The sequence below is a fragment of the Thetidibacter halocola genome, assembly GCF_018224955.1.
GTDB classification, from domain to species: domain Bacteria; phylum Pseudomonadota; class Alphaproteobacteria; order Rhodobacterales; family Rhodobacteraceae; genus Thetidibacter; species Thetidibacter halocola.
The window spans coordinates 365,868-385,085 of record NZ_JAGTUU010000002.1 but is presented as its reverse complement, the minus strand read 5'-3'; the positions used below and the strand labels follow the sequence as shown (position 1 = coordinate 385,085).

Annotated in this window: 14 protein-coding genes; 3 read left to right on the top strand and 11 right to left on the bottom strand. The window is 67.7% G+C overall.

The window, feature by feature from the left end:
* Window positions 1-13: 13 nt before the first annotated feature.
* From KB874_RS06055 to KB874_RS06010, 10 genes are all read right to left on the bottom strand, one after another.
* Window positions 14-772, bottom strand: coding sequence for a hypothetical protein (locus KB874_RS06055; protein WP_212535658.1), 759 nt, complete (start codon window positions 770-772; stop codon window positions 14-16).
* Window positions 765-1,121: a hypothetical protein gene (locus tag KB874_RS06050; RefSeq protein ID WP_212535657.1), complete on the bottom strand. Its 357-nt coding sequence runs from the start codon at window positions 1,119-1,121 to the stop codon at window positions 765-767. The genes KB874_RS06055 and KB874_RS06050 overlap by 8 nt, the downstream gene beginning before the upstream one ends.
* Before the next feature lie 22 nt (window positions 1,122-1,143).
* A complete protein-coding gene (locus KB874_RS06045; RefSeq protein WP_212535656.1) occupies window positions 1,144-2,013 on the bottom strand; it encodes a dynamin family protein in 870 nt (289 codons plus the stop codon).
* Window positions 2,010-4,046, bottom strand: coding sequence for a dynamin family protein (locus KB874_RS06040; protein ID WP_212535655.1), 2,037 nt, complete (start codon window positions 4,044-4,046; stop codon window positions 2,010-2,012). Before KB874_RS06040 ends, KB874_RS06045 begins: the two co-directional genes overlap by 4 nt.
* 44 nt (window positions 4,047-4,090) lie before the next feature.
* Window positions 4,091-5,248, bottom strand: a complete 1,158-nt coding sequence (locus KB874_RS06035) for a hypothetical protein (RefSeq protein WP_212535654.1) — start codon at window positions 5,246-5,248, stop codon at window positions 4,091-4,093.
* The gene (locus tag KB874_RS06030) at window positions 5,245-6,156 is read right to left on the bottom strand and encodes a PP2C family protein-serine/threonine phosphatase (RefSeq protein ID WP_212535653.1); all 912 of its coding nucleotides are present in this window, start codon (window positions 6,154-6,156) and stop codon (window positions 5,245-5,247) included. Before KB874_RS06030 ends, KB874_RS06035 begins: the two co-directional genes overlap by 4 nt.
* On the bottom strand, window positions 6,149-7,153 hold the full coding sequence (locus KB874_RS06025) for an FHA domain-containing protein (protein WP_249200289.1): 1,005 nt from the start codon (window positions 7,151-7,153) through the stop codon (window positions 6,149-6,151). The genes KB874_RS06030 and KB874_RS06025 overlap by 8 nt, the downstream gene beginning before the upstream one ends.
* Window positions 7,154-7,173: 20 nt before the next feature.
* Window positions 7,174-8,550 (bottom strand): serine/threonine-protein kinase, encoded by a 1,377-nt coding sequence (locus KB874_RS06020; protein WP_212535857.1) that lies wholly within the window; start codon window positions 8,548-8,550, stop codon window positions 7,174-7,176.
* Window positions 8,551-8,752: 202 nt separating this feature from the next.
* Window positions 8,753-11,251, bottom strand: a complete 2,499-nt coding sequence (locus KB874_RS06015) for a sensor histidine kinase (protein ID WP_212535652.1) — start codon at window positions 11,249-11,251, stop codon at window positions 8,753-8,755.
* On the bottom strand, window positions 11,248-12,003 hold the full coding sequence (locus tag KB874_RS06010) for a winged helix-turn-helix domain-containing protein (RefSeq protein WP_212535651.1): 756 nt from the start codon (window positions 12,001-12,003) through the stop codon (window positions 11,248-11,250). Before KB874_RS06010 ends, KB874_RS06015 begins: the two co-directional genes overlap by 4 nt.
* Window positions 12,004-12,223: 220 nt before the next feature.
* On the opposite strand from KB874_RS06010, the gene KB874_RS06005 reads away from it, so the two are divergent.
* From KB874_RS06005 to KB874_RS05995, 3 genes are all read left to right on the top strand, one after another.
* Window positions 12,224-13,252 (top strand): ABC transporter substrate-binding protein, encoded by a 1,029-nt coding sequence (locus tag KB874_RS06005; protein WP_212535650.1) that lies wholly within the window; start codon window positions 12,224-12,226, stop codon window positions 13,250-13,252.
* A gap of 65 nt (window positions 13,253-13,317) precedes the next feature.
* Window positions 13,318-15,474, top strand: coding sequence for an ABC transporter permease (locus KB874_RS06000; RefSeq protein WP_249200288.1), 2,157 nt, complete (start codon window positions 13,318-13,320; stop codon window positions 15,472-15,474).
* A 10-nt stretch (window positions 15,475-15,484) separates the two neighbouring features.
* Window positions 15,485-16,546: an ABC transporter ATP-binding protein gene (locus tag KB874_RS05995; protein ID WP_212535648.1), complete on the top strand. Its 1,062-nt coding sequence runs from the start codon at window positions 15,485-15,487 to the stop codon at window positions 16,544-16,546.
* 178 nt (window positions 16,547-16,724) lie between these two features.
* Here the strand turns inward: KB874_RS05995 and gyrB are convergent, their stop codons facing one another.
* Entirely contained in the window at window positions 16,725-19,154 is a 2,430-nt protein-coding gene (gyrB, locus tag KB874_RS05990; RefSeq protein WP_212535647.1) for a DNA topoisomerase (ATP-hydrolyzing) subunit B, read from the bottom strand.
* Window positions 19,155-19,218: the final 64 nt, after the last annotated feature.

Below are 19,218 nucleotides of genomic sequence, written 5' to 3'. Positions count from 1 at the left end.
TCGCGCCGACAGGTCACGTTGCCTTGTCCGGGCAAGAGCCCGCTTGGGGATGTTCGGCAATCGCGGCGATGACGGCGACAATCGCCCCGTCCCGCAAGGTGAGACAGCCGAAGACACCGGGCGCCAGTTCAAGCCGAAGCGACGACCCGGCATCGAGGAGCGAGGCGAGGCGCGGCGCATCGGCGAGACAGGTCTCCATCGTTGCGACCCAATCTTCGACCGCGGGATCTCGATCCGGTTCGATGCGCCATCCGTCGGTCGCGCCGTGTTCCGCCAGTATGGCATCCGGAGGGATGTCGGCGAATGGCGCGGGTGCCGCCTCCGTCTCTGGCAGGCCAAGCGCATTGCGCAACCGGGGCACAGGGATTCCGCTGCCGGTGCCCGGGGGCGCTTCCGGCATCGACCCGGACCGGACGGAAACGCGGCGGCAGTCGGAGCAGAGGGCGGTCAGCCAGTCCGCGATCCCCTCCACCTGAGAGGCGTCAGCCGCGGAAAGCAGCATGCCGGTCAGATCGGGCCGAGCGTCATTGGCGCAGGACACCTGCAACAGCCGGCGCCCGGAGACATCCATCACGATCCGCGTCGAGCCATTCACCTCGACCGTTAGCCGGCGCCCCAACACGCAACTGTCGATCCGGTCGAGAATGAAGGCCAGCGCCTCGTCCGGCGATGCGGTGTCACGCTGCCGTTCCGATGCCAGTCCGGCCGCCGCCGCCCGCGCAAGAATCCGGCGCAGTGCCCCAGTTGACGGATCCTGTCCGAGGTCACGCACCGGCAGCCCCCGGCAAGGCCGCCGCGGCAAAGCGGCGCGCCGCCTCGGTGAAACCGGCGGCGTCGCCCCCCGGCGCAAAGACGCCGCAAAGGATTTCAGGCGTCTCGGCACCAGCGCGGGCGAAGACGCGCAACCCCGTCGGCCGGACCAGCCGCGCGGACAAGATCGAGGGCCCGCAAGACAGGCCGAAGACGGCGGCAGCAAGGGCGCATTCCCGGTCGAAATGCTCTTGCCCCAGCTTGATCGCACTGTCTGCGGCAAGAACGGTCCCGGTCGAGAGATCGGCCAGCACGACAAGCTCGCACCCGGCGAAGCCCGCCCTCAGATCGGTGATGTCATGCCCCGCCATGCCGTCCTGCCATGTCCTTGTCCTAGGCCCTGCCACCAGCCTCGTGCCGGGGACGCTGCGTGCGGGCGCCGTCCATGACGACGCGCCGCGGCATCACGCGCATTTCCTGTCCAGCCCCTGATTCCGGAGCATCCTGCACCAGCGAGGGTTCCGTTCGGGTTAACGGTTGCGCGGCGGCCTCGACAAGCCGCACGGTCTGCTGCCGTGCTGCCGCATCCGCGTCGATCACCTCGGCCAGCCGATCTATCAGCGCGGAAACGCCTGTTTCCTCAAGCACCTGGGGGTCGTCCGCGGCCTTCAGCGCCGGCAAAAGCATGGCGGGCAACACGTCGAGAAAGAGGCCGTCGACCGATTGCTGCACCCGGCGCAGCACCCGCAACCGGTCGCGCTCGGTCAGGATCTTGTCCATGCGGGTGACCACCAGCAGGCTGCGGTCGCGCAGCGGCTGGGCGACGCGTTCCCAAAGTGCGGCCTCGGACTGACGCCAGGCCTGCGTCGCGGGTGTGCACCACAGGACGCAATCGACCTCCGGCAACAGGCTGTCCCAGGTATCCGCCGGCATGTTCGGATCGGACGTGCCCGGCATGTCGACCAGGTCGCAGGCCCGCAGGAAGTCGGCCTCGGCCTGGATGGTGATCATCTTTGTCGTGCCGGGTGTCGCGCTGCGCAGGTCGCCCGGGTCCAGCGGCTCTTGCGTGCCGTCCAGGCGGGTGCGAAAGGCGGCGGCCTCGCCGTGGCGATAGAGGATCGGCGGCACCTGGGTGGCCGTCGCCTGGATCGGCGACAGGGCTTCGCCCAGCAGCAGGTTAGCCAGCGTGCTCTTGCCTGCGCTGAACTCTCCCATCAGGGCGACCAGCGGTTTGCGTGATCGGCTCTTGTTGGTCAGGGTCATGTTCCGGTCCTTGCTTGTGCTTCTGTCAGGCTGTCCCGCCTTGCCTCGGAGGCCAGGCGTTCCGTCCGGCGGGGCGGTGTCGACTCGTCGGCCAGGCCGGTAACGATGCCGCGCTGCGTGGCCAGGAAACCGAACAGTTCGGCCCGGACGGCGGCGGCAAAGGCCTCGGCATTGTCGCGGCGCAGGGTTTCGACAATGGGGGCGGTTTCCTCGTGGATCAGCCGGGCGAAATCGTCGCAAAGCGCCTGGTGCCCACGCCGCTTGCGCCAGAACCGTGTCCACCAGGTGCCGCGCAGGTCCAGCGCGATGGTCTGGCCAAGGGCAATAGGCGGATCGGCCGAGGGCAGCGGCGGCGGCAGGATTGCCGGAGCCCGGCCCCCCATGCCGAACTGGTCGCGGTATAGCCCCGAAATCTCTTGCGCCGCGGCATGCAGGGCCGCCTCGCCCGCCTCGGCCGTCGCCCGGACGAAGACCTGGTAAGCCGAGCGCAGCAGCATCCGCAGACCGGTGGGATCATAGGTCCAGATGTCGTCCTGCCCCCAAGCGTCCAGGTGCTGCACAAGCGCGGCTGTCGCTCGATCCAGGAAGGTGCGATGTGCGCGGTCGACCCGCGACAGAAAGGCGGCATGGCCCGCCGCGATCCGCGCATCGAGATCGGCGGCAAGACGTGTTTCCGCCTCTCGGAACCATGCGGCCAGGTCCTGCGGCGCCGGCAATTTCGCCGGGACGCCCGCCTTGATGTCGATGGCCAGGCCGGCGCCGGCCTCCTGGCTGCGCAACAGGTTGTCGCGCGCGGCGCAGGTGCGTTCGACCAGGCGCGCCCCGGCGCCATGCGCGATCCTCTGGGCGATCGCATCGCCCAGCGCCGGCAGCCCGGACAGGTGCCAGACGGTTTCCAGCGGATCCAGCCCCTCACGGCTGTCCGGCAACTGCGCCTCGGCCCAGTCGAGCAGCGCCTCGGCGCTATCCTCGCCGAGGTCGTGCAGCGTGTCTTCGATGGCGTGTTGCGCCCAGTAGCCGCTGCCGAACAGGATCTCGGCCTCGGTCGGGGCGTCGAACTTGCGCAGGGTCGCGCGGATGCTGGCCTCGATCTGCGGCACCTCGCGCACCGGGTCGGCCAGTTCGTCGATGCGGTTGACGAAGATGACCAGGTCGCGCGACCTCACATTCGAGACCAGTCGGATGAGGCCCATGTCGACCGAGGACAGCGCCTGTTGCGCCGACAGCACCATCACGCAGAGCTTGGCCCCGCGCAGAGCGTTGATGGTGATCTGCTCGCGGATCATGAAGGTGTCGTTGACGCCCGGCGTGTCCTGGATGCACAGGTTCACCGGCAGGTCCGGCTTGCCGATCCACAGGTCCGCCGACCGGGTGATGTCGGCATAGCGACCCTGGTCGACACCGTTCGCATCGTCCTCCCAGAAATCGTCGCCCATACAGACATAGCGCTCAATCAACGCCTCGGTCATCATGTCGTACTCATGGGTCTGGCCGAGCAGCATCTCGAACTTGCGGCCAAGACGGCGGCGGGACTTGGCGCGCATCTCGTCCAGCTGGGCGCGAACCTTTGCCAGCTCGTCCTCGGCCCCGGCGCGGTTCGCCAGTTCTCCGACCCGCCCGCCCCGGGTAATCAGCCGATCCCATTCCTCGTTGCTGAAGAACCGGAAGGCCGAGCGCTGCTCGGACGGCCGGAGATCGGGTTGCAGGTGCAGCGCGGTCACCACCGACGTCCAGGGATTGACGTCGGCGGGCAGCAGGCCCGGACTCCCGACCATCGCGTTGACCAGCGTCGTCTTGCCCGCCTTGACCTGGCCGATCATCGTCACGGTCGGCTCGAACGCGCGCAGGTCCTGGCGCAGGTCCAGAACCGCTGCGGCAATGGCGGGGTGAGCGCCGTCGCCGATCCCGGCCAAGTCGTCGTCCAGGTCGTCGATGCGCGCCGCCAGGTCGTCGAGCCCGGCAAACATGTCGAAGATCGACGCGCCCGGCTCTGCCGGTGCGTCTGGATCAAGGGGTTGCGCTGCCTGTGTCATGTCGTCATGCCTCTTGTCCTGCCTGGCCAGTGTCGGGTCGCGCATCATGCCGCCAGCCGGGTTTCCATCTCCTCGCGCAGCTGCACCAGCAGCATCGCCGCATCCTCGAACCCCTGCGCGCCACCCTCGATCCGAAGCAGAAGCGCCAGGTCGCGGGCCTCGGCGACATCGGCACACAGCTCGGGCCATGCGCGTTCGAGGCTCTGCTCGCCGCAGATCCGATCCGCGAGGGTCTCGAACAGTCCTTCCAGCACCTCGCGGCCATCCTCCAGCGCGGCCAGGTCGCCCGGATCCTCGGGAAGGGCCAGACGCAGCGCATCGGCCGACCCGCGCAAGTGCTGAAACGCACGCCCCAGAGCCTGCCGCGCGGCGGGGTCCATCGCGGCAGGGGTCGGGTGCTGCAAGGCCCCGTGCACGGGTACAGCAGGCGGTGCCGCCGCAACCTCCGGTGCCTCGACCGGACCGCCATGCCGATGCAGGAAGGCCTCGGCGGCCAGAACATCCTGTACGGTCGCCTCGTCGATCGTGGCTGCCAGTGCGTCGGCAATCACAGAAGCCCGTTCTTCGCCCAATCCGTCGGCGCCCATTGCCGCCGCCACAACGGTTTCGAACAGCGGTGGGGCCGAGCGTTCCGCCGTGCCGTCACCAGTCAGCAGCAGGATCGCATGGTTGCGCAGGCTGTCCGGCGCGGCCTGCCAGACCGCCTGTTCGAACCCGGTCCAGTCGCGGGAGCACCAGATCGACACGTCGACCTGCCCGGCGGCCCAATCCAGCGCCGCCGACAGGTCGTCGCGCGATGCCTCGGCTGCGACCAGCAGAACCCGGCAGCCGGCAAGGCGGGGCACGGGTGCACCGATCTCCAGAAACAGCGGGTTCAGAGCGGCGAGACACGCGTCGGGATAGCCATCGATCTCGACCGTATTGCCATCCGGCAGGACGGCCTCGGTGCGGGGCCGGGTGGCGTGCCGCAAGGCAAAGCTGGGCAGGGCCAGTCCGCGCGGCGCGACGTCCGGCCCGACCAGCGCCTCGACCAGCTGCCGCTTGCCGGAGCCCGGCATGCCGAACACGCCGATCCCGACCGGGCTGCGCAACCGCGCCAGAAGCGACTGCCGGGACTGCGCGGCACGTGGAGACAGGCCCTGGGCCGGGCAGGCTTCGAGCTGCGCCAGCGCCCGGGTCTTGTCGCTGCGCATCCCGGTCATGGCCGCGCCTGCCTTGCCCCGGACCGCGCCGGAGCGCGCAGGGCATCGACCAGCCGGCCCAGCACGGCACCGAACCCCTGGCGGCAGGGGCGGGCGGCGGCGGGGGCCGGGCGCGGCTGCGGGTCTTCGGCGGCACGCAAGGTGATCGCCACGACCGAAACATTGTCCTGATCGGGGGCGCTGGCCTCGCGGACCGCCTCGATCAGCGCCTGCGCGGTGCGCTGGCTGCCGACGTCGCGATTGCGCCGGATCACCTCGCCGATCCGCTCGTCCGGCAGGGTGTTCAGCCCATCGCTGGCCAGGATGACGACATCGCCGGGTTGCAGCGCCAGGGCGGATTTCGGACAGTCGACCGCCTGAATGGCGGCGCCCGTCACCGCCGAGGTCAGCCAGTGCCGTTGCGGATGGGTGCGGCCCTCTTCGGGGTCCAGCGCGCCCGCCCGCACCATCAGGTCGATCTGCGCCGCCATGGAATGCGCCTCGTTCAGGCGCAACAGCAGCCCGTCGCGCCAGAGATACAGCGGACTGTCGCCCACCGAGATCCAGTGCAGCGCCCCGTTCACCACGGCGACCGCGATCACCGTCCCGCCCGACCCGTCGCTGACCACGCCCTCGCGGGCATGGGTGCGCAGCCGCCGGTTGGCGATCTCGAGAGCCGAGGGGAAAAGCTGCGGCGCCTCGCGGATCAGCGCGTCAGGTTGCGCACCGGAAAAGAACAGTTCCGAGAACATCTCGGCGGCGATCACCCGGCTGGCAAGGTCGCCGTCCTCGTGCCCGCCCATCCCGTCCGACAGGACCGCAAGACCCAGACGGGCCCCTTGCGAGAAATCGGCGATCACCGAATCCTCCTGCCGGTCGCGACGGCCGACATCCGCAAGCGCCGTCGCTTCGGGGATCAACTCAGCCATGCCGGGTGTCCTCGTCCTCGACCGCATCGCCCCAGTCGAACGTCGCATCGCACAGGGCAACATAGCGCAACGACGTCTTGCCGACCCGGATCAGGTCGCCGTGGTTGAGTTCCTCCGTCGACAGCAGGGGTTTGTCGTTCAGCCGAACGATGTTGGACTTGCCGCCATGGCCGACCCAGGTCCGCTTGTCCTCGGCGTCGTAGGCGATCGAGACATGGCGCTCGCGCGAGATGCTGGTGTCGCCGTAATCCAGCGGCACGGTCTGGTCGGCATCGCGGCCGATGGTCGACAGGCCCGCTGCAAGGGTAAAGGACGCGCCACGCCCGGGCCCGTCGACGACCACCAGCCATCCGATCGGGAAGAACGGCACCGCGCCTGCGCCCCGCTCCGGCGCCGCCTCGAACAGGTCGGCCTCGGCCGCCGCGCCGTGGAAGCCCAGCAGGCGGGTCTTGACCCGTTCCGAGGTCACGCCGCGCGGTGTCTCGGGGCTGCGATCCGGGCGGCGCGGTGCAGCGGACATGGTCGGTTCGGGCTGCACGACCCGCGTGAGGGGCCTTTCGATCGGGGCGGGCGTGGCGGCTGCGGGCCTTGGCCGGTCCCAGATCTTGGCGACAGATTGCGGCGGTTCTTGCGGCGTCTCTTCCGGTGTCTCATGCGGCGCCTCCTGCAACGCGGCCACGGCCTCGTCCAGGTCGACCTCGTCAAGGTCGGCCTCGTCCGGATCGGCCTCATCCGGATCGGCTTCGACGGCGAGGTGATCCAGGACCGAGCGCGTCAGGTCGGATTCCGGGTCTTCGTCGGGCATCGTCCAGCCGGGATGCTCGCCGATCGTCGGACGCGACGGGCGCGGCACGCGATTGCGCGCCTCTCGCGCGGCTTCGTAGAAGAAGTCGTGCGGCGGGGCCAGCGGCGCCGTCTTCGTCGCCGTTTCCGGCTGCGGGGCTTCGGCGCCTGGCGCGCCCGGCTCGGGCTGGCTCTGCGCGGGACGGCGCCGCATGATCATATCCTTGATGTCTTTCATCTGTCCGATCCAAAGCTGAGGGGTTGCAGGCTCTGCGCGTCCCGGGGTCTGGTGAAGAACTTCGAGAACAGCGCCGACAGGAAGGCATGGCGGCGCGGCGGGTCCGCGTCATCCGCCAGGTCGTCGTCCCAGTCCTCGGGCGGGTCGTCCGGCTCGGCTTCCGGATCGAGCGCGGCAAAGGCCATGTCGAAATCGTCGGGGTCCGGCTTCTCGTCCTCGGCGGGTATCTCGCTGAACAGGGTCCGCAGGTCTTCGTCCACGGTGATCCCGTAGACCGCCCGCCTCGGGGCCTCGGCAGCGCGACCATCGTGGCGCGGCGCGCCGGGTGCCCCAGGCGACGACGGGTCGCGGGTTTCCTGTTCGCGGATGGCGAGGATGTTCTGTTCCACCAGTTCGGCGATCCGCAGGTCGATCTGGCCATCGGCCGGGGGCGCCGCCTTGCGCCGCGGCCCGCCCCGTCCGTCGAGCCGATCCAACCAGGCGGTGGCGCTGTCGATCCGGTCCTTCGGGAACAGGCTCAGGCAGCGGTCCACCGTCTCGAGCATCAGAGGGTCGTAGTCCAGGAAGGCGTCGGCCAGCGGCTTCAGCGGGTCAGACTTCTTCTCGGCGACGGCGGCGAGGCGCAGGTTGCTGTTCGGGGGCGGAGAACCGGCGATGATGTGATGAAAGGTGGCAGCCAGCGCATAGAGATCGCTCGACGGTCCCTGCTTGCTGCCCGCCAGGTAGAATTCCTGCGGCGAATACCCGTCCTTGACCGTGTGGATGCGCGACAGGATCCGGCTGGCCCGCGCCGCCCCTTCGCGTGCCGCGCCGAAATCGATCAGCACCGGCACGTCCGCGTTGTCCAGCAGGATATTGTCGGGAGAGATGTCACGATGCAGGATGCCGTTGGCATGGACATGGCTCAGCGCCTCGAGCAACTCGCGCAGCAGGCGCACGGTGCGTTGTGGATCCAGCCGCTCGGGCGTCAGTTCGATAACGTCCAGCAAGTCAAGCCCCTCGATATAGTCGAGCGCCATGTAGGCGGTGCCATTGTCCTTGAAGATCTGGTGCACGCCGACGACGTTGGGGTGCTGGATATGCGCCAGCGCGTGGGCCTCCTTCTCGAACAGTGCGAGGACCCGCTCGAAATCCGTCTGGTGCGAGCGCGAGCGGATGCGCACCGATTCCTCGGTGCGAAAGCACATCGCGCCGGGAAAGCACTCCTTGATGACGACCTTGCGACCCAGGCTGTCGAGCGCGAGATAGGTGATGCCGAAGCCGCCCGAATTGAGGTATTTCTCGATCCGGTACTGGCCGTGGCACAGTTCCGTCCCGCATGGCAGTTCCTCGCGCAGGGACTGCGGCGGGTCCGGATAAATGTCCTCGTTCATCTGTTTCACGGCGGTCGCTCCTTTGGATGTCAGAGCAATGCTGATCGTGGTGCGCACCTGCCTTTGAAGGCCGATACCGTGGCGCCGGGGCGGCGCAGACATGGTCGAAATATGTCCTTCAGGACGATAACATGTTAAATTTAATAAGAGTTTTCAGCCAAATCGCTGACGGGAATCCCGGCCAGGCCAGGCACGGGCTGCATCAGCGCTGGATGCCTGACTGAGGCTCGTCGCCCTGACCCGTCGCGCCAAGTTCTGCCAGCGCGGCGCCCAGCGCCGCCGAGGTCAGGGGTTTTGCCAGCGTTGCGATCCGCCGCGGGAACCGGGCCGCAAGCGGGTTCACCTCGGGCAGGTTGCCGGAAACCACGATGACCAGGGCCTCGGGCCAGCGGGACAGGGCGACCGATGCCACGCGCCATCCCGCGACGCGGCCATGCAACGCCAGATCGGTCACGACCAGGTCGAAAGGCCGTTCCAGGCGGTCCAGCGCCGCCCCGGCAGAGCCGGCAATCTCAAGGCGCCCGGCACATCCGGTCAGAAGCCTTTCGGCCAGCGCCCTGTCGCCGGACTCGTCCTCGACCACGAGGACCGCGCCGAAACCCGGCAAGCCGGATGTGGCGACCGCGGCAAGCGGCAGGGTCAGGCAGACCCGGGTTCCCTCGCCGACAGTTGAATCGATGGTGATGTCGCCACCGGACTGGCGGATGAAGCCGTAGACCATTGCCAGCCCCAGCCCGGTCCCCGCACCATCCGCGCGGGCGGTGAAGAAGGGTTCCATCGCCTGAACCAGAACCTCTGGCGGCATCCCGGCCCCGGTATCCGTGACCTCGATCCGGGCGTGATCGCCGTCGCGCGCGACGCCGAGCGTGATCCGGCCCTCGCCCGGGATCGCCTGCCCCGCGTTCAGGCACAGGTTCAGGATCGCGCTTTCCAGTTGCCCCGGGTCCACCCGCACCTGGAGCGGACCGGACCGGATGTCGATGACAAGCTCGATCTCGTCGCGCAGTGCGAAACCGACCAGATCCGCCATCCCTTCGACAAGCGCGGGCAGGTCCACCAGTTCCGGTTCAAGCTGCTGGCGCCGCGCGAAGGACAGGAGTCGACCCGTCAGCGACATCCCCAGGTCCACCGCGCTGGCGACGGTCTGGCGCAGCATGCCCTGCCGTTCCGGCGGCGCGCTGTCCATCAGGTGCAGGCTGCCCGAGATCGTCGACAGGATGTTCCCGAAATCATGCGCGACTTCGCCCGAAACCTTGCCCAGCGCCTCGATTCTCTGGATCTGGCGCAGGCGGTCGTCCAGTTGCCGGCGCTCGGTGGCGTCCGAGAACAGAGCGACCGAACCGCCACCGGGAAGATCGCTTGACCGGCGCTCGGCATGGGCAAGGCCCGGCAGGCTGAGATTGGCAAAGCCGCCGGGGCCCTCAACGACCTGCCAGCCCGCCGCATCGACGATCTCCGACAGGCGCGGACGGCCATCCAGGCGCGCCGGATCGACGCGCAAGACCTGGGCGAGGCGCTGATTGCTGGCGACGATCTGGCCGTTATCGGACAGGATCGCCACGCCGTCACTGATGCCCGCCATCATCTTTTCGAAAAGCGCGGTGCGTTGCGCCATCTGCCGGTGCGACCGGTCGAGCCGGAGCGCATTGGCGCGGAAGATCCGGAAGGCATGAAACAGCTTGCCGATCTCGTCCCCTCCGCCCTCCCCCCGTGGCAGGCGACTTTGCCGGTCGCCCGAGGCCAGCCGCACCATCGCGTCCGAAATCGCGCGCAGGTTCGCCGTGACATGCCCCGAGACATACAGCGCGGCCATCAGCGCCAGCGCCGCGCTGGCCAGACCCACCGCGAGGATCGTGGACTTGGCCAGCGCGATCGCGGTGGCGGTGCTGGCCCGCTCGGCGGCGATGGCATCGCGGGCAAGGACCGTTGCGGCGGCGGAGTGCCCGGTGACGGCGGCAGCGCCCTGGCGGATGCGCACCAGCGCGGCCTCGGCCCCGATCTGCCGGGCCAGTTCCAGTCGGCGCAGCTCGAACAGCCCGTCGCGCCCCTCGGCGATCGCGGTCATGCGGGCCAGGTCCCCGGCCGCAGAGACCGGGCGGCGGTCACCCAGGTGGGCGGCCAGCCTCGTGTATTCGCGCTGGAACTCGCCGACGCCGATCAGGTTCTCGGCCCGGCCTGCGCCCAGAAGGGCGGCCGCGATGCGTTGCAGCGCCAGCCAGTCCTGCCGTTCCATCAGCGCCGCAGAGGGCCGGGCCGACTGCGCGGCAAAGCGGCGTTCGGCCGCCGCAAGCTCGGCGTTCAGCCGCAGCGTGCGGTCGCGCAGACCGGCGCGCAGCGAGGTTTCGCGCACAAGGTCGGCTATGGCGCGGCGTGTGTCGTCCACCCGGCCGCGCAAGGCGTCGTCCGGGGGCAGTCCCGCGGCGATGGCATCCACCAGCGCGGTCGCCTCGCGCCCCTCCTGGGCGATGCGAAACGGGCTGTCCAGCGTCAGAAGGTAGGGCGCCAGCGTCGCCAGGTCGGCCGCCTGCCGTGACAGGGTCAGCGCCTGGTCCACGCCGCCCAGGGTCTCGCCATGCAACCGGTCAAGCCGGTCCGTGCCGCGCGTCAGCGCCCCCCAGGCAATCGCGCCGACGGTCAGCACCGCGACCGCCAGCAGCGCCAGCGCCAGCAATAGCCGCGCCCGGACGGTCAGCCGCATCATGCGGCACCGCCCATGACAAAGACATAGCCCTGGCCACGCCGGGTCTGGAGGTGGACCGGTTTGGATGGCACCGCCTCGATCTTGCGGCGCAGGCGCAGGATCAGCACGTCGATCGTGCGGTCCATGTATTGCGACAGATCGTTGCCGAGTTCCGTCAGCAATTCGGTTCGCGGGATGATCCGGTCGGGATTGCGCAGGAAATATTCCAGCAGCCGGTATTCGGCATTGGTCAGCGGCACCTCGGCCCCGTCTGCCGCCAGAAGCTCGCGCCGGGTCATGTCCAGCCGGAGCCGTCCGAAGGGCAGGATCGTGCTGGCGCTGCGGTCGGGCGTCAGCATCGCCGGGTGCCCCGCGCGCCGCAGCACCGCACGCAGCCGTGCGATCAGTTCGCGGGGATTGAAGGGCTTCATCATGTAGTCGTCGGCCCCGGTCTCGAGCCCGATGATCTTGTCCATCTCGTCGCCCCGGCCAGTCAGCATGACAATCGGAAGGCCCAGCGTCTCGCGGATGCGGATCGCCAGCGTCAGCCCGTTTTCCCCGCGCAGGCGCAGGTCCACCAGTGCGAGGTCGACGCGCGGCCGCGGACCCAGCGCCAGGAAAGACGCCCCGTCGGACAGCGGCAGAGGAACGAAACCGTTATCCTCAAGCAGCGCCGCCACCGTGCGCCGCAGATCGGCGTCATCGTCGATGATCGCCACAACCGGACCTTCGCCCGTGGCGGTCGCCTGAGCGTCCGTGGAAGCCTCCTCCATCGCCTCCGTCCTCCCGCCGTCCATAATGGAGCAAAGTCACCGCCCTGCAATCGCGATCGGGTTTCATCGATTATCAGGGCGTCCGCATTTTGTAACATTGTTCATCAAAATCCGGGCCGCCGTCAGGTTGTTAACGGGAGCGGGCCTCGCCTCATGGGGTGGCCACGTGCCAGACTTCTACCACGCCGCCCCACAGAGGCGGACGAATGGGAGGAAACCGATGAAAAGAACAATGATCAGCGCGCTGGCGCTGGCTGCTGTCATGACCGCAGGTGCGGCCCAGGCGCAGAGCCTGAACGTGGTCTGCTCGAACGAGCAGGCCTGGTGCGACCTGATGGCCCAGAATTTCAAGATCGATACGGGGATCGATGTCGCCATGGTGCGCAAGTCGACCGGCGAGGTGCTGGCGCAGGTCCGGGCCGAGGCCGGCAATCCCAAGGTCGATGTCTGGTGGGGCGGCACGGGCGACCCGCACCTGATCGCGGCCTCCGAGGGGCTGACGGTTGCGACCGGCGCTGACACGTCGGGCCTGCTGGGCTGGGCGCAGAACATGGCCGAGATGTCCGAAGGCAAGGCGATCGGTGTTCATGTCGGCCTGCTGGGCATGATGTACAACACAGAGGTGCTTGCCGAAAAGAACCTGCCCGCCCCCGCCTGCTGGCGCGATCTCGCCAAGCCGGAATACAAGGGCGAGGTGACGGTGTCGAACCCGCAATCCTCGGGCACGGCCTATACGCAGCTGGCGACGCTGGTGCAGGTCTTCGGCGAGGACGAGGCCTTTGCCCTGCTGGCCGATATCGGCGCGAACGTGAACCAGCACACCAAGTCCGGCTCGGCGCCGGGCAAGATGGCCGCGCGCGGTGAAACGACCATCGCAGTCGGCTTCATGCACGACATGGTGAACCTCAAGAAACAGGGCTTCCCGGTCGAGATCGTGTCGCCCTGCGAGGGCACCGGATACGAGGTGGGCGCGGTCAGCGTCATCAACGGCACGCCCAACATGGACGCCGCGAAACAGTGGGTGGAATACGTGACCAGCGCCGAGGCGCAGTCCCGCGGGCTGGAGGTGGGTGTCTTCAACATCCCGTCGAACCCCGGAGCGTCGGTAGACCCCGATGCGCCCGACATGGCCGCCGTCAAGCTGATCGACTACGACTTTGCCACCTACGGCGCGTCCGGCACGCGCGAGCGCCTGCTGAACCGCTGGGAAGCAGAGGTGAAGTCGAAGGGCGGCAATTTCGAAGAATGATCGCCTGACACCCGGCCCGCGCCCCAACCACCGGGCGCGGGCCGTCATTATTCGGGATGGATGCAATGCGGCGCACGGCGGGGCTTTGGCTTCTGATCGGGTTGGCGGGCTATGCCCTGCTGCCCTGGTACATGGTCGCGGAGGGCTTCTGGTCCTTCGGCTGGCTGGCAGAGCTGGGCGGCGAGGCCCGGTCGGGCCTGCTGTGGTCGCTGGCCGCCCGGCCCTGGCTCTGGCTGCCGCTGGCGGGGTTCGCCGTCGCCGGTGCAGCGCTGCTCGCAGCCCGCGACCAGTTGGCGACGGCCCGCGGGCTGGTCGCGGGCGGCGTGCTGGGGCTGGTCCTGATGGCGGCGCAAGGGCTGGCGATCCTGGGCAACCGCACCAGGTTCGGCTTGTTCGAGGGAGAGACGCAGCCCGGCATGGGCGCCGGGGCCCTTGTCGTGGCGGCGGGTCTGCTGTTCCTGCTGACGACCGGCATCTCGGGGCTGGGTCGCGGTCGGGGGGATGCGTTCATCACCGGGCTGGTCGGCGCGATCGTCGCGCTGGTCGGCATCTTCGTCTTCTACCCGATGTCCTTCATCCTGATCCGCGCCTTCGAGCTGCGCGACGGCGCGGGGCTGGGTCTGTCCGAGTTCCTGCCGCGCTTTCTCGCGCCAGAAATCTGGTCGGCGGCCTGCCTGACCGGGCTGGGCAATTGCGGGGCGGCGATGAATTCGCTTCTGCTTGGCCTGTCCACGGCGACCGGCACCACGCTGCTGGGCCTCGCATTTGCTTTGATCTTCACGCGGACCGCCTTTCCCGCCAAGCGGCTGTTGCGGGTGCTGACGATCCTGCCCATCATCACCCCGCCCTTCGTGATCGGCCTTGTCCTGATCCTGCTGTTCGGCCGGTCGGGCACCATCACCGAGTTCTTCTCGGACGCGTTCGGCTGGGAAAAGACCCGCTGGCTCTACGGGTTCTGGGGAGTCTGGCTGGCGCAGATGCTGTCCTTTACACCCATCGCCTTTCTCGTGCTGATCGGCGTGGTCGAAGGCGTCAGCCCCAGCATGGAGGAAGCCAGCCAGACGCTGGACGCGAACCGCTGGCAGACCTTCCGCTATATCAGCCTGCCGCTGATGCGGCCGGGACTGGCCAACGCCTTTCTGCTGGGCTTCATCGAAAGCGTGGCGGATTTCGGCAATCCACTGGTGCTGGGCGGCAATTTCAACGTGCTCTCGACCGAGATCTACTTTGCCATCGTGGGCACCGTCGCCGACCCGGCGAAAGCGGCGATCCTGTCGATGATCCTGCTGTCGCTGACATTGGGCGCCTTCGTCGCGCAGCGCACCTGGCTGGGTCGCAAGAACTACGCCACCGTCACCGGCAAGGCGGATTCGGGTCAGCACGCCGCGCTGAACCCCGGCCTGCGCTGGACCTGCTACCTGGTCGCGCTGCCCTGGGCCGCCTTTACGCTGGTCCTTTACGTGCTCATCGTCTTCGGCAGTTTCGTCAAGCTCTGGGGCTATGACCACACGATCACGCTGGAGCATTACAAGCGCGCCTTCGGCATCGTCGTGCGAAACGGGGTGCATTTCACTGGCGCGGCCTGGGACAGCTATTTCACCACGCTGACCATCGCCGCGATCGCCGCGCCGCTGACCGCCGCCGTCGGTCTGGCCACCGCCTACCTGCTGGTGCGCCAGAAATTCGCCGGCAAGGACGCGTTCGAGTTCTCGACCATGCTGTCCTTTGCCATTCCCGGCACGGTGATCGGGGTGGCCTATGTCATGGCCTTCAACTTTCCGCCGATCGAGCTGACCGGAACGGGGCTGATCCTCATCGTCGTCTTCATCTTCCGCAACATGCCGGTGGGCGTTCGCGGCGGCATCGCCGCCATGAGCCAGCTGGACAAGTCGCTGGACGAGGCGTCGATCACGCTCGGCGCGAATTCGGCGACCACGCTGCGCCGGGTGATCCTGCCGCTGATGGGACCGGCGATCCTGGCTGCGCTGACCTATTCCTTCGTCCGCGCCATCACCTCGGTCTCGGCCGTCATCTTCCTGGTGTCCGCCCGCTACAACATGGCGACCAGCTTTATCGTCGGCCGGGTCGAGAACGGGGAATACGGCATCGCCATCGCCTATGCCGCCGTTCTGATCGTGACCATGCTGGCCGCCATTCTTGCCCTGCAACTCGTGATCGGTCGGCGCACCCTGCGCCGCGCCGACCGTCTGGAAGCCCATTGAGGAGAGGACCATGAAAGGTTCCGTCCGGTTCGAGAACGTCACAAAGCGCTTTGGCGAGGTCGTGGCCCTCAAGCCGCTGTCCCTGGACATCGCACCGGGAACGCTGTGCACCCTGCTGGGGCCTTCGGGCTGCGGCAAGACGACGACGCTGCGCCTGATCGCGGGCCTGGAAAGCGCCAGCGAGGGGCGCATCCTGATCGGCGGGCAGGACGTCACGCACCTGTCAGCCACCTATCGCCGGGTGTCGATGGTGTTCCAGTCCTATGCGTTGTTCCCGCACATGACGGTGCTCGAGAACGTGGGCTACGGCCTGGCCGTCAAGGGTACGCCGAAGGCCGAGGTCAGGGACCGCGCCGAGGCGGGGCTGGACCTGGTCGGGCTCAAGGGCTTTGGCGCGCGCCTTCCGTCCGAACTGTCAGGTGGCCAGCAGCAGCGAGTCGCGGTCGCCCGCGCCATCGTTCTGGAACCGGAGGTCCTGCTGCTGGACGAACCGTTGTCGAACCTCGACGCCAAGCTGCGCCGCCACGTGCGCGAGGAGATCCGCCAGATCCAGCAGCGGCTTGGCCTGACGGCGGTCTACGTCACGCATGACCAGGAAGAGGCGATGGCGGTCAGCGACCGGATCATCGTGATGAAGAACGCCGAGATCGCGCAGGAGGGCACGCCCGAGGATCTGTACGACCGACCCGCCTCGGCCTTCATTGCGGACTTCATCGGGGATGCAAACGTGATCCCGGTCGAGGTCGCAAAGGCCGGGCCCGAGGCAGAGATCCGGCTGCTTGACCGCACCTATGCCCTGCCCCTTGCCTGGCCCGCGACCGGCCCGGCGCAACTGGTCCTGCGCCCGCATCAGCTGCGCCTGTCGCGCGATGCCGGCGACGGCATGCTGCCGGCGGAGGTGTCCTACGCGGCATGGCTGGGCAACAGCGTTCAATACACGCTGACCACGCCGGCGGGGTCGCTGTTCGCCATTGCCTCGCCCCAGTCAGAGGGGTTCCGCAAGGGAGACAGCCTGCACGTGGCGTTCCGGGCGACGGATGCGCGCCTTGTCCCCGCGGCTTCCGGCCGCTGACCGCGCAACGCCGACATCACTGGCGCGGTGACGGAGCCGGAGCGGCTCCAAATACGGCCCCAAGCGCTTTGACCAGAAGTCGCCCCGCCGTGATGGCGCTGATCCTGTTCGGCTGGCCATGATGACCTGCAACCAGTTCAGCGAGGATTTCAAACGAGAGCCGGGCGCCTAGAAAAGCTCAGAAATCCAGGTTTTCGACACTCAGCGCATTCTGCTGGATAAACTCGCGCCGCGGTTCCACGACATCGCCCATGAGCTTGGTGAACAGGTCATCCGCTTCGGTCATGTCGTCGATCTCGACCCGCAGCAAGGTGCGCGCGTTCGGGTCCAGCGTAGTTTCCCAGAGCTGGCCGGGGTTCATCTCTCCCAGGCCCTTGTAGCGTTGCAGGGTGAGGCCCTTTTCGCCTTCGTCGAGGATCGCCTTGAGCAGATCCAGTGGGCCATGGATCAACTGGCGGCGGTCCTTGCGTTCCAGCGTGGCAGCGGTGCTGTAGACTGCCTGCAGGGCCTGGGTAAAACTGCCGGTCTTGCGCGCCTCGCCCGAGCGCAGCATCGGTCCGTCCAGTGTGCGCACTTCTTCGACGCCGCGCAGAATTCGCGCCAGGCGCAGACCCTTGTCCTGCGTGATGCGCCCCGTCCAGCCGCGTTCGTATTCCAGCGCGATCAGGTCCAGCCGCGCCGCCACGATGTCTGCGACACCCTGAAGGTCGGCATCCACCGCCCCGGGCACAAAGGCCCCGGCGATGGCTGCCTGTTCCAGGATGTGACGCGGGTAATGGGTCGGGAAGGCATCCAGAACGCGCTTCAGTTGCCTGGCCTCCTCGACGACGCGGATCAGGTCCTGCCCAAGGATCACCTCTCCGGTGCCCAGGATCAGCTGCGCGCCCTCGATGCCCTGCTGGATCAGGTAATCCTCCAGCGCGGCCTGGTCCTTGAGATAGACCTCGGACTTGCCGCGCGTCACCTTGTAGAGCGGCGGCTGCGCGATATACAGGAAGCCGCCTTCGATCAGCTCGGGCATCTGGCGGTAGAAGAAGGTCAGCAGAAGCGTCCGGATATGCGCACCGTCCACGTCGGCATCCGTCATGATGACGATCTTGTGGTAGCGCAGCTTGTTGATGTCGAACTCGTCCCGGCCGATCCCGGTGCCCAGCGCCATCACAAGGTTGCCGATTTCCTGGCTGCCCAGCATCTTGTCGAAACGCGCACGTTCCACGTTCAGGATCTTGCCGCGCAGCGGCAGGATCGCCTGCGTGCGCCGGTCGCGCCCGGTCTGTGCCGATCCGCCGGCCGAGTCGCCCTCGACAAGGAACAGCTCGGTCTTGGACGCGTCCTTTTCCGCGCAATCCTTCAGCTTGCCAGCGAGGAAGTTCACGTCCATCGCCGTCTTGCGCCGCGTCAGCTCGCGCGCCTTGCGCGCCGCCTCGCGGGCCAGCGCCGCCTCGACGATCTTGCCGACGATGATACGGGCCTCGGTCGGGTTTTCCTCGAACCATTCGGCCAGCTTCTCGCCCACCAGGTTCTCGACCGCGGGGCGCACCTCGGAGGACACCAGCTTGTCCTTGGTCTGGCTCGAGAATTTCGGATCGGGCACCTTGACCGACAGGACACAGGACAGCCCTTCGCGGGCGTCGTCACCGGTGAAGTTGATCTTTTCCCGCTTCGCGATGCCCGATTCCTGGGCGTATTTCTGCAACACGCGGGTCAGCGCGGCGCGAAAGCCCGCCAGGTGCGCGCCGCCGTCGCGCTGCGGGATGTTGTTGGTAAAGGGCAGCACCGTCTCGTGGTAGCTGTCGTTCCACCACATCGCCACCTCGACGCCGATACCGTCGCGTTCGCCGGTCATGTAGATCGGGTCCGGCATCATCGGCTGCTTTGAGCGGTCGATATATTTCACGAATTCGCGCACACCGCCTTCGTAATGCAGCTCGATCTTGAGCGGCTCTGCCGGGCGTTCGTCCTCGAGGATGATGCGGACGCCGGAATTCAGGAAGGCCAGTTCGCGCAGGCGCTTTTCCAGCGTGTGGAAATCGTAGTCGAGATTGCTGAACGTGCCGGTCGAGGCGAGAAAGCGCACCTCGGTGCCGCGCTGGCCGTTCGCATCGCCGACGACGCGCAGATGCTCGACCGTGTCGCCATGCTCGAACCGTGCGTAATGCTCCTTGCCGCCGCGCCAGATGCGCAGCTCCAGCCAAACCGACAAGGCGTTGACCACCGAAACGCCGACCCCGTGCAGACCGCCCGAGACCTTGTAGCTGTTCTGGTCGAATTTCCCGCCCGCATGCAGCTGGGTCATGATGACCTCTGCGGCGCTGACGCCTTCGCCGGTGTGCAGGTCGGTCGGAATCCCGCGCCCGTTGTCGCGGACGGAAACGCTGTTGTCGGCATGGATCTTGACCTGCACGAAATCGGCATGACCGGCCAGGGCCTCGTCGATGCCGTTGTCCACGACCTCGTAAACCATGTGATGCAGACCCGAACCATCGTCGGTGTCGCCGATATACATGCCCGGGCGCTTGCGCACCGCCTCCAGGCCCTTGAGAACCTTGATGGATTCCGCGCCGTATTCGCTTTCGCTGCTGGCCTGGGTGCCTGCGGGTTCGGACATGCCGCCTTCCTTTGTTCTTTTGACCGTTTCTATAGCGGTTTCATGGGGGAATGTCACGCGATGG

What these genes read in the sequence shown, in the direction of transcription:
- KB874_RS06050 (WP_212535657.1), bottom strand. Translation starts at nt 1,121, where the DNA reads ATGGCGGGGCATGACATCACCGATCTGAGGGCGGGCTTCGCCGGGTGC.
- KB874_RS06045 (WP_212535656.1), bottom strand. Translation starts at nt 2,013, where the DNA reads ATGACCCTGACCAACAAGAGCCGATCACGCAAACCGCTGGTCGCCCTG.
- KB874_RS06040 (WP_212535655.1), bottom strand. Translation starts at nt 4,046, where the DNA reads ATGACACAGGCAGCGCAACCCCTTGATCCAGACGCACCGGCAGAGCCG.
- KB874_RS06035 (WP_212535654.1), bottom strand. Translation starts at nt 5,248, where the DNA reads ATGACCGGGATGCGCAGCGACAAGACCCGGGCGCTGGCGCAGCTCGAA.
- KB874_RS06030 (WP_212535653.1), bottom strand. Translation starts at nt 6,156, where the DNA reads ATGGCTGAGTTGATCCCCGAAGCGACGGCGCTTGCGGATGTCGGCCGT.
- KB874_RS06025 (WP_249200289.1), bottom strand. Translation starts at nt 7,153, where the DNA reads ATGCGGCGCCGTCCCGCGCAGAGCCAGCCCGAGCCGGGCGCGCCAGGC.
- KB874_RS06020 (WP_212535857.1), bottom strand. Translation starts at nt 8,550, where the DNA reads ATGAACGAGGACATTTATCCGGACCCGCCGCAGTCCCTGCGCGAGGAA.
- KB874_RS06015 (WP_212535652.1), bottom strand. Translation starts at nt 11,251, where the DNA reads ATGATGCGGCTGACCGTCCGGGCGCGGCTATTGCTGGCGCTGGCGCTG.
- KB874_RS06010 (WP_212535651.1), bottom strand. Translation starts at nt 12,003, where the DNA reads ATGGAGGAGGCTTCCACGGACGCTCAGGCGACCGCCACGGGCGAAGGT.
- KB874_RS06005 (WP_212535650.1), top strand. Translation starts at nt 12,224, where the DNA reads ATGAAAAGAACAATGATCAGCGCGCTGGCGCTGGCTGCTGTCATGACC.
- KB874_RS06000 (WP_249200288.1), top strand. Translation starts at nt 13,318, where the DNA reads ATGCGGCGCACGGCGGGGCTTTGGCTTCTGATCGGGTTGGCGGGCTAT.
- KB874_RS05995 (WP_212535648.1), top strand. Translation starts at nt 15,485, where the DNA reads ATGAAAGGTTCCGTCCGGTTCGAGAACGTCACAAAGCGCTTTGGCGAG.
- gyrB (WP_212535647.1), bottom strand. Translation starts at nt 19,154, where the DNA reads ATGTCCGAACCCGCAGGCACCCAGGCCAGCAGCGAAAGCGAATACGGC.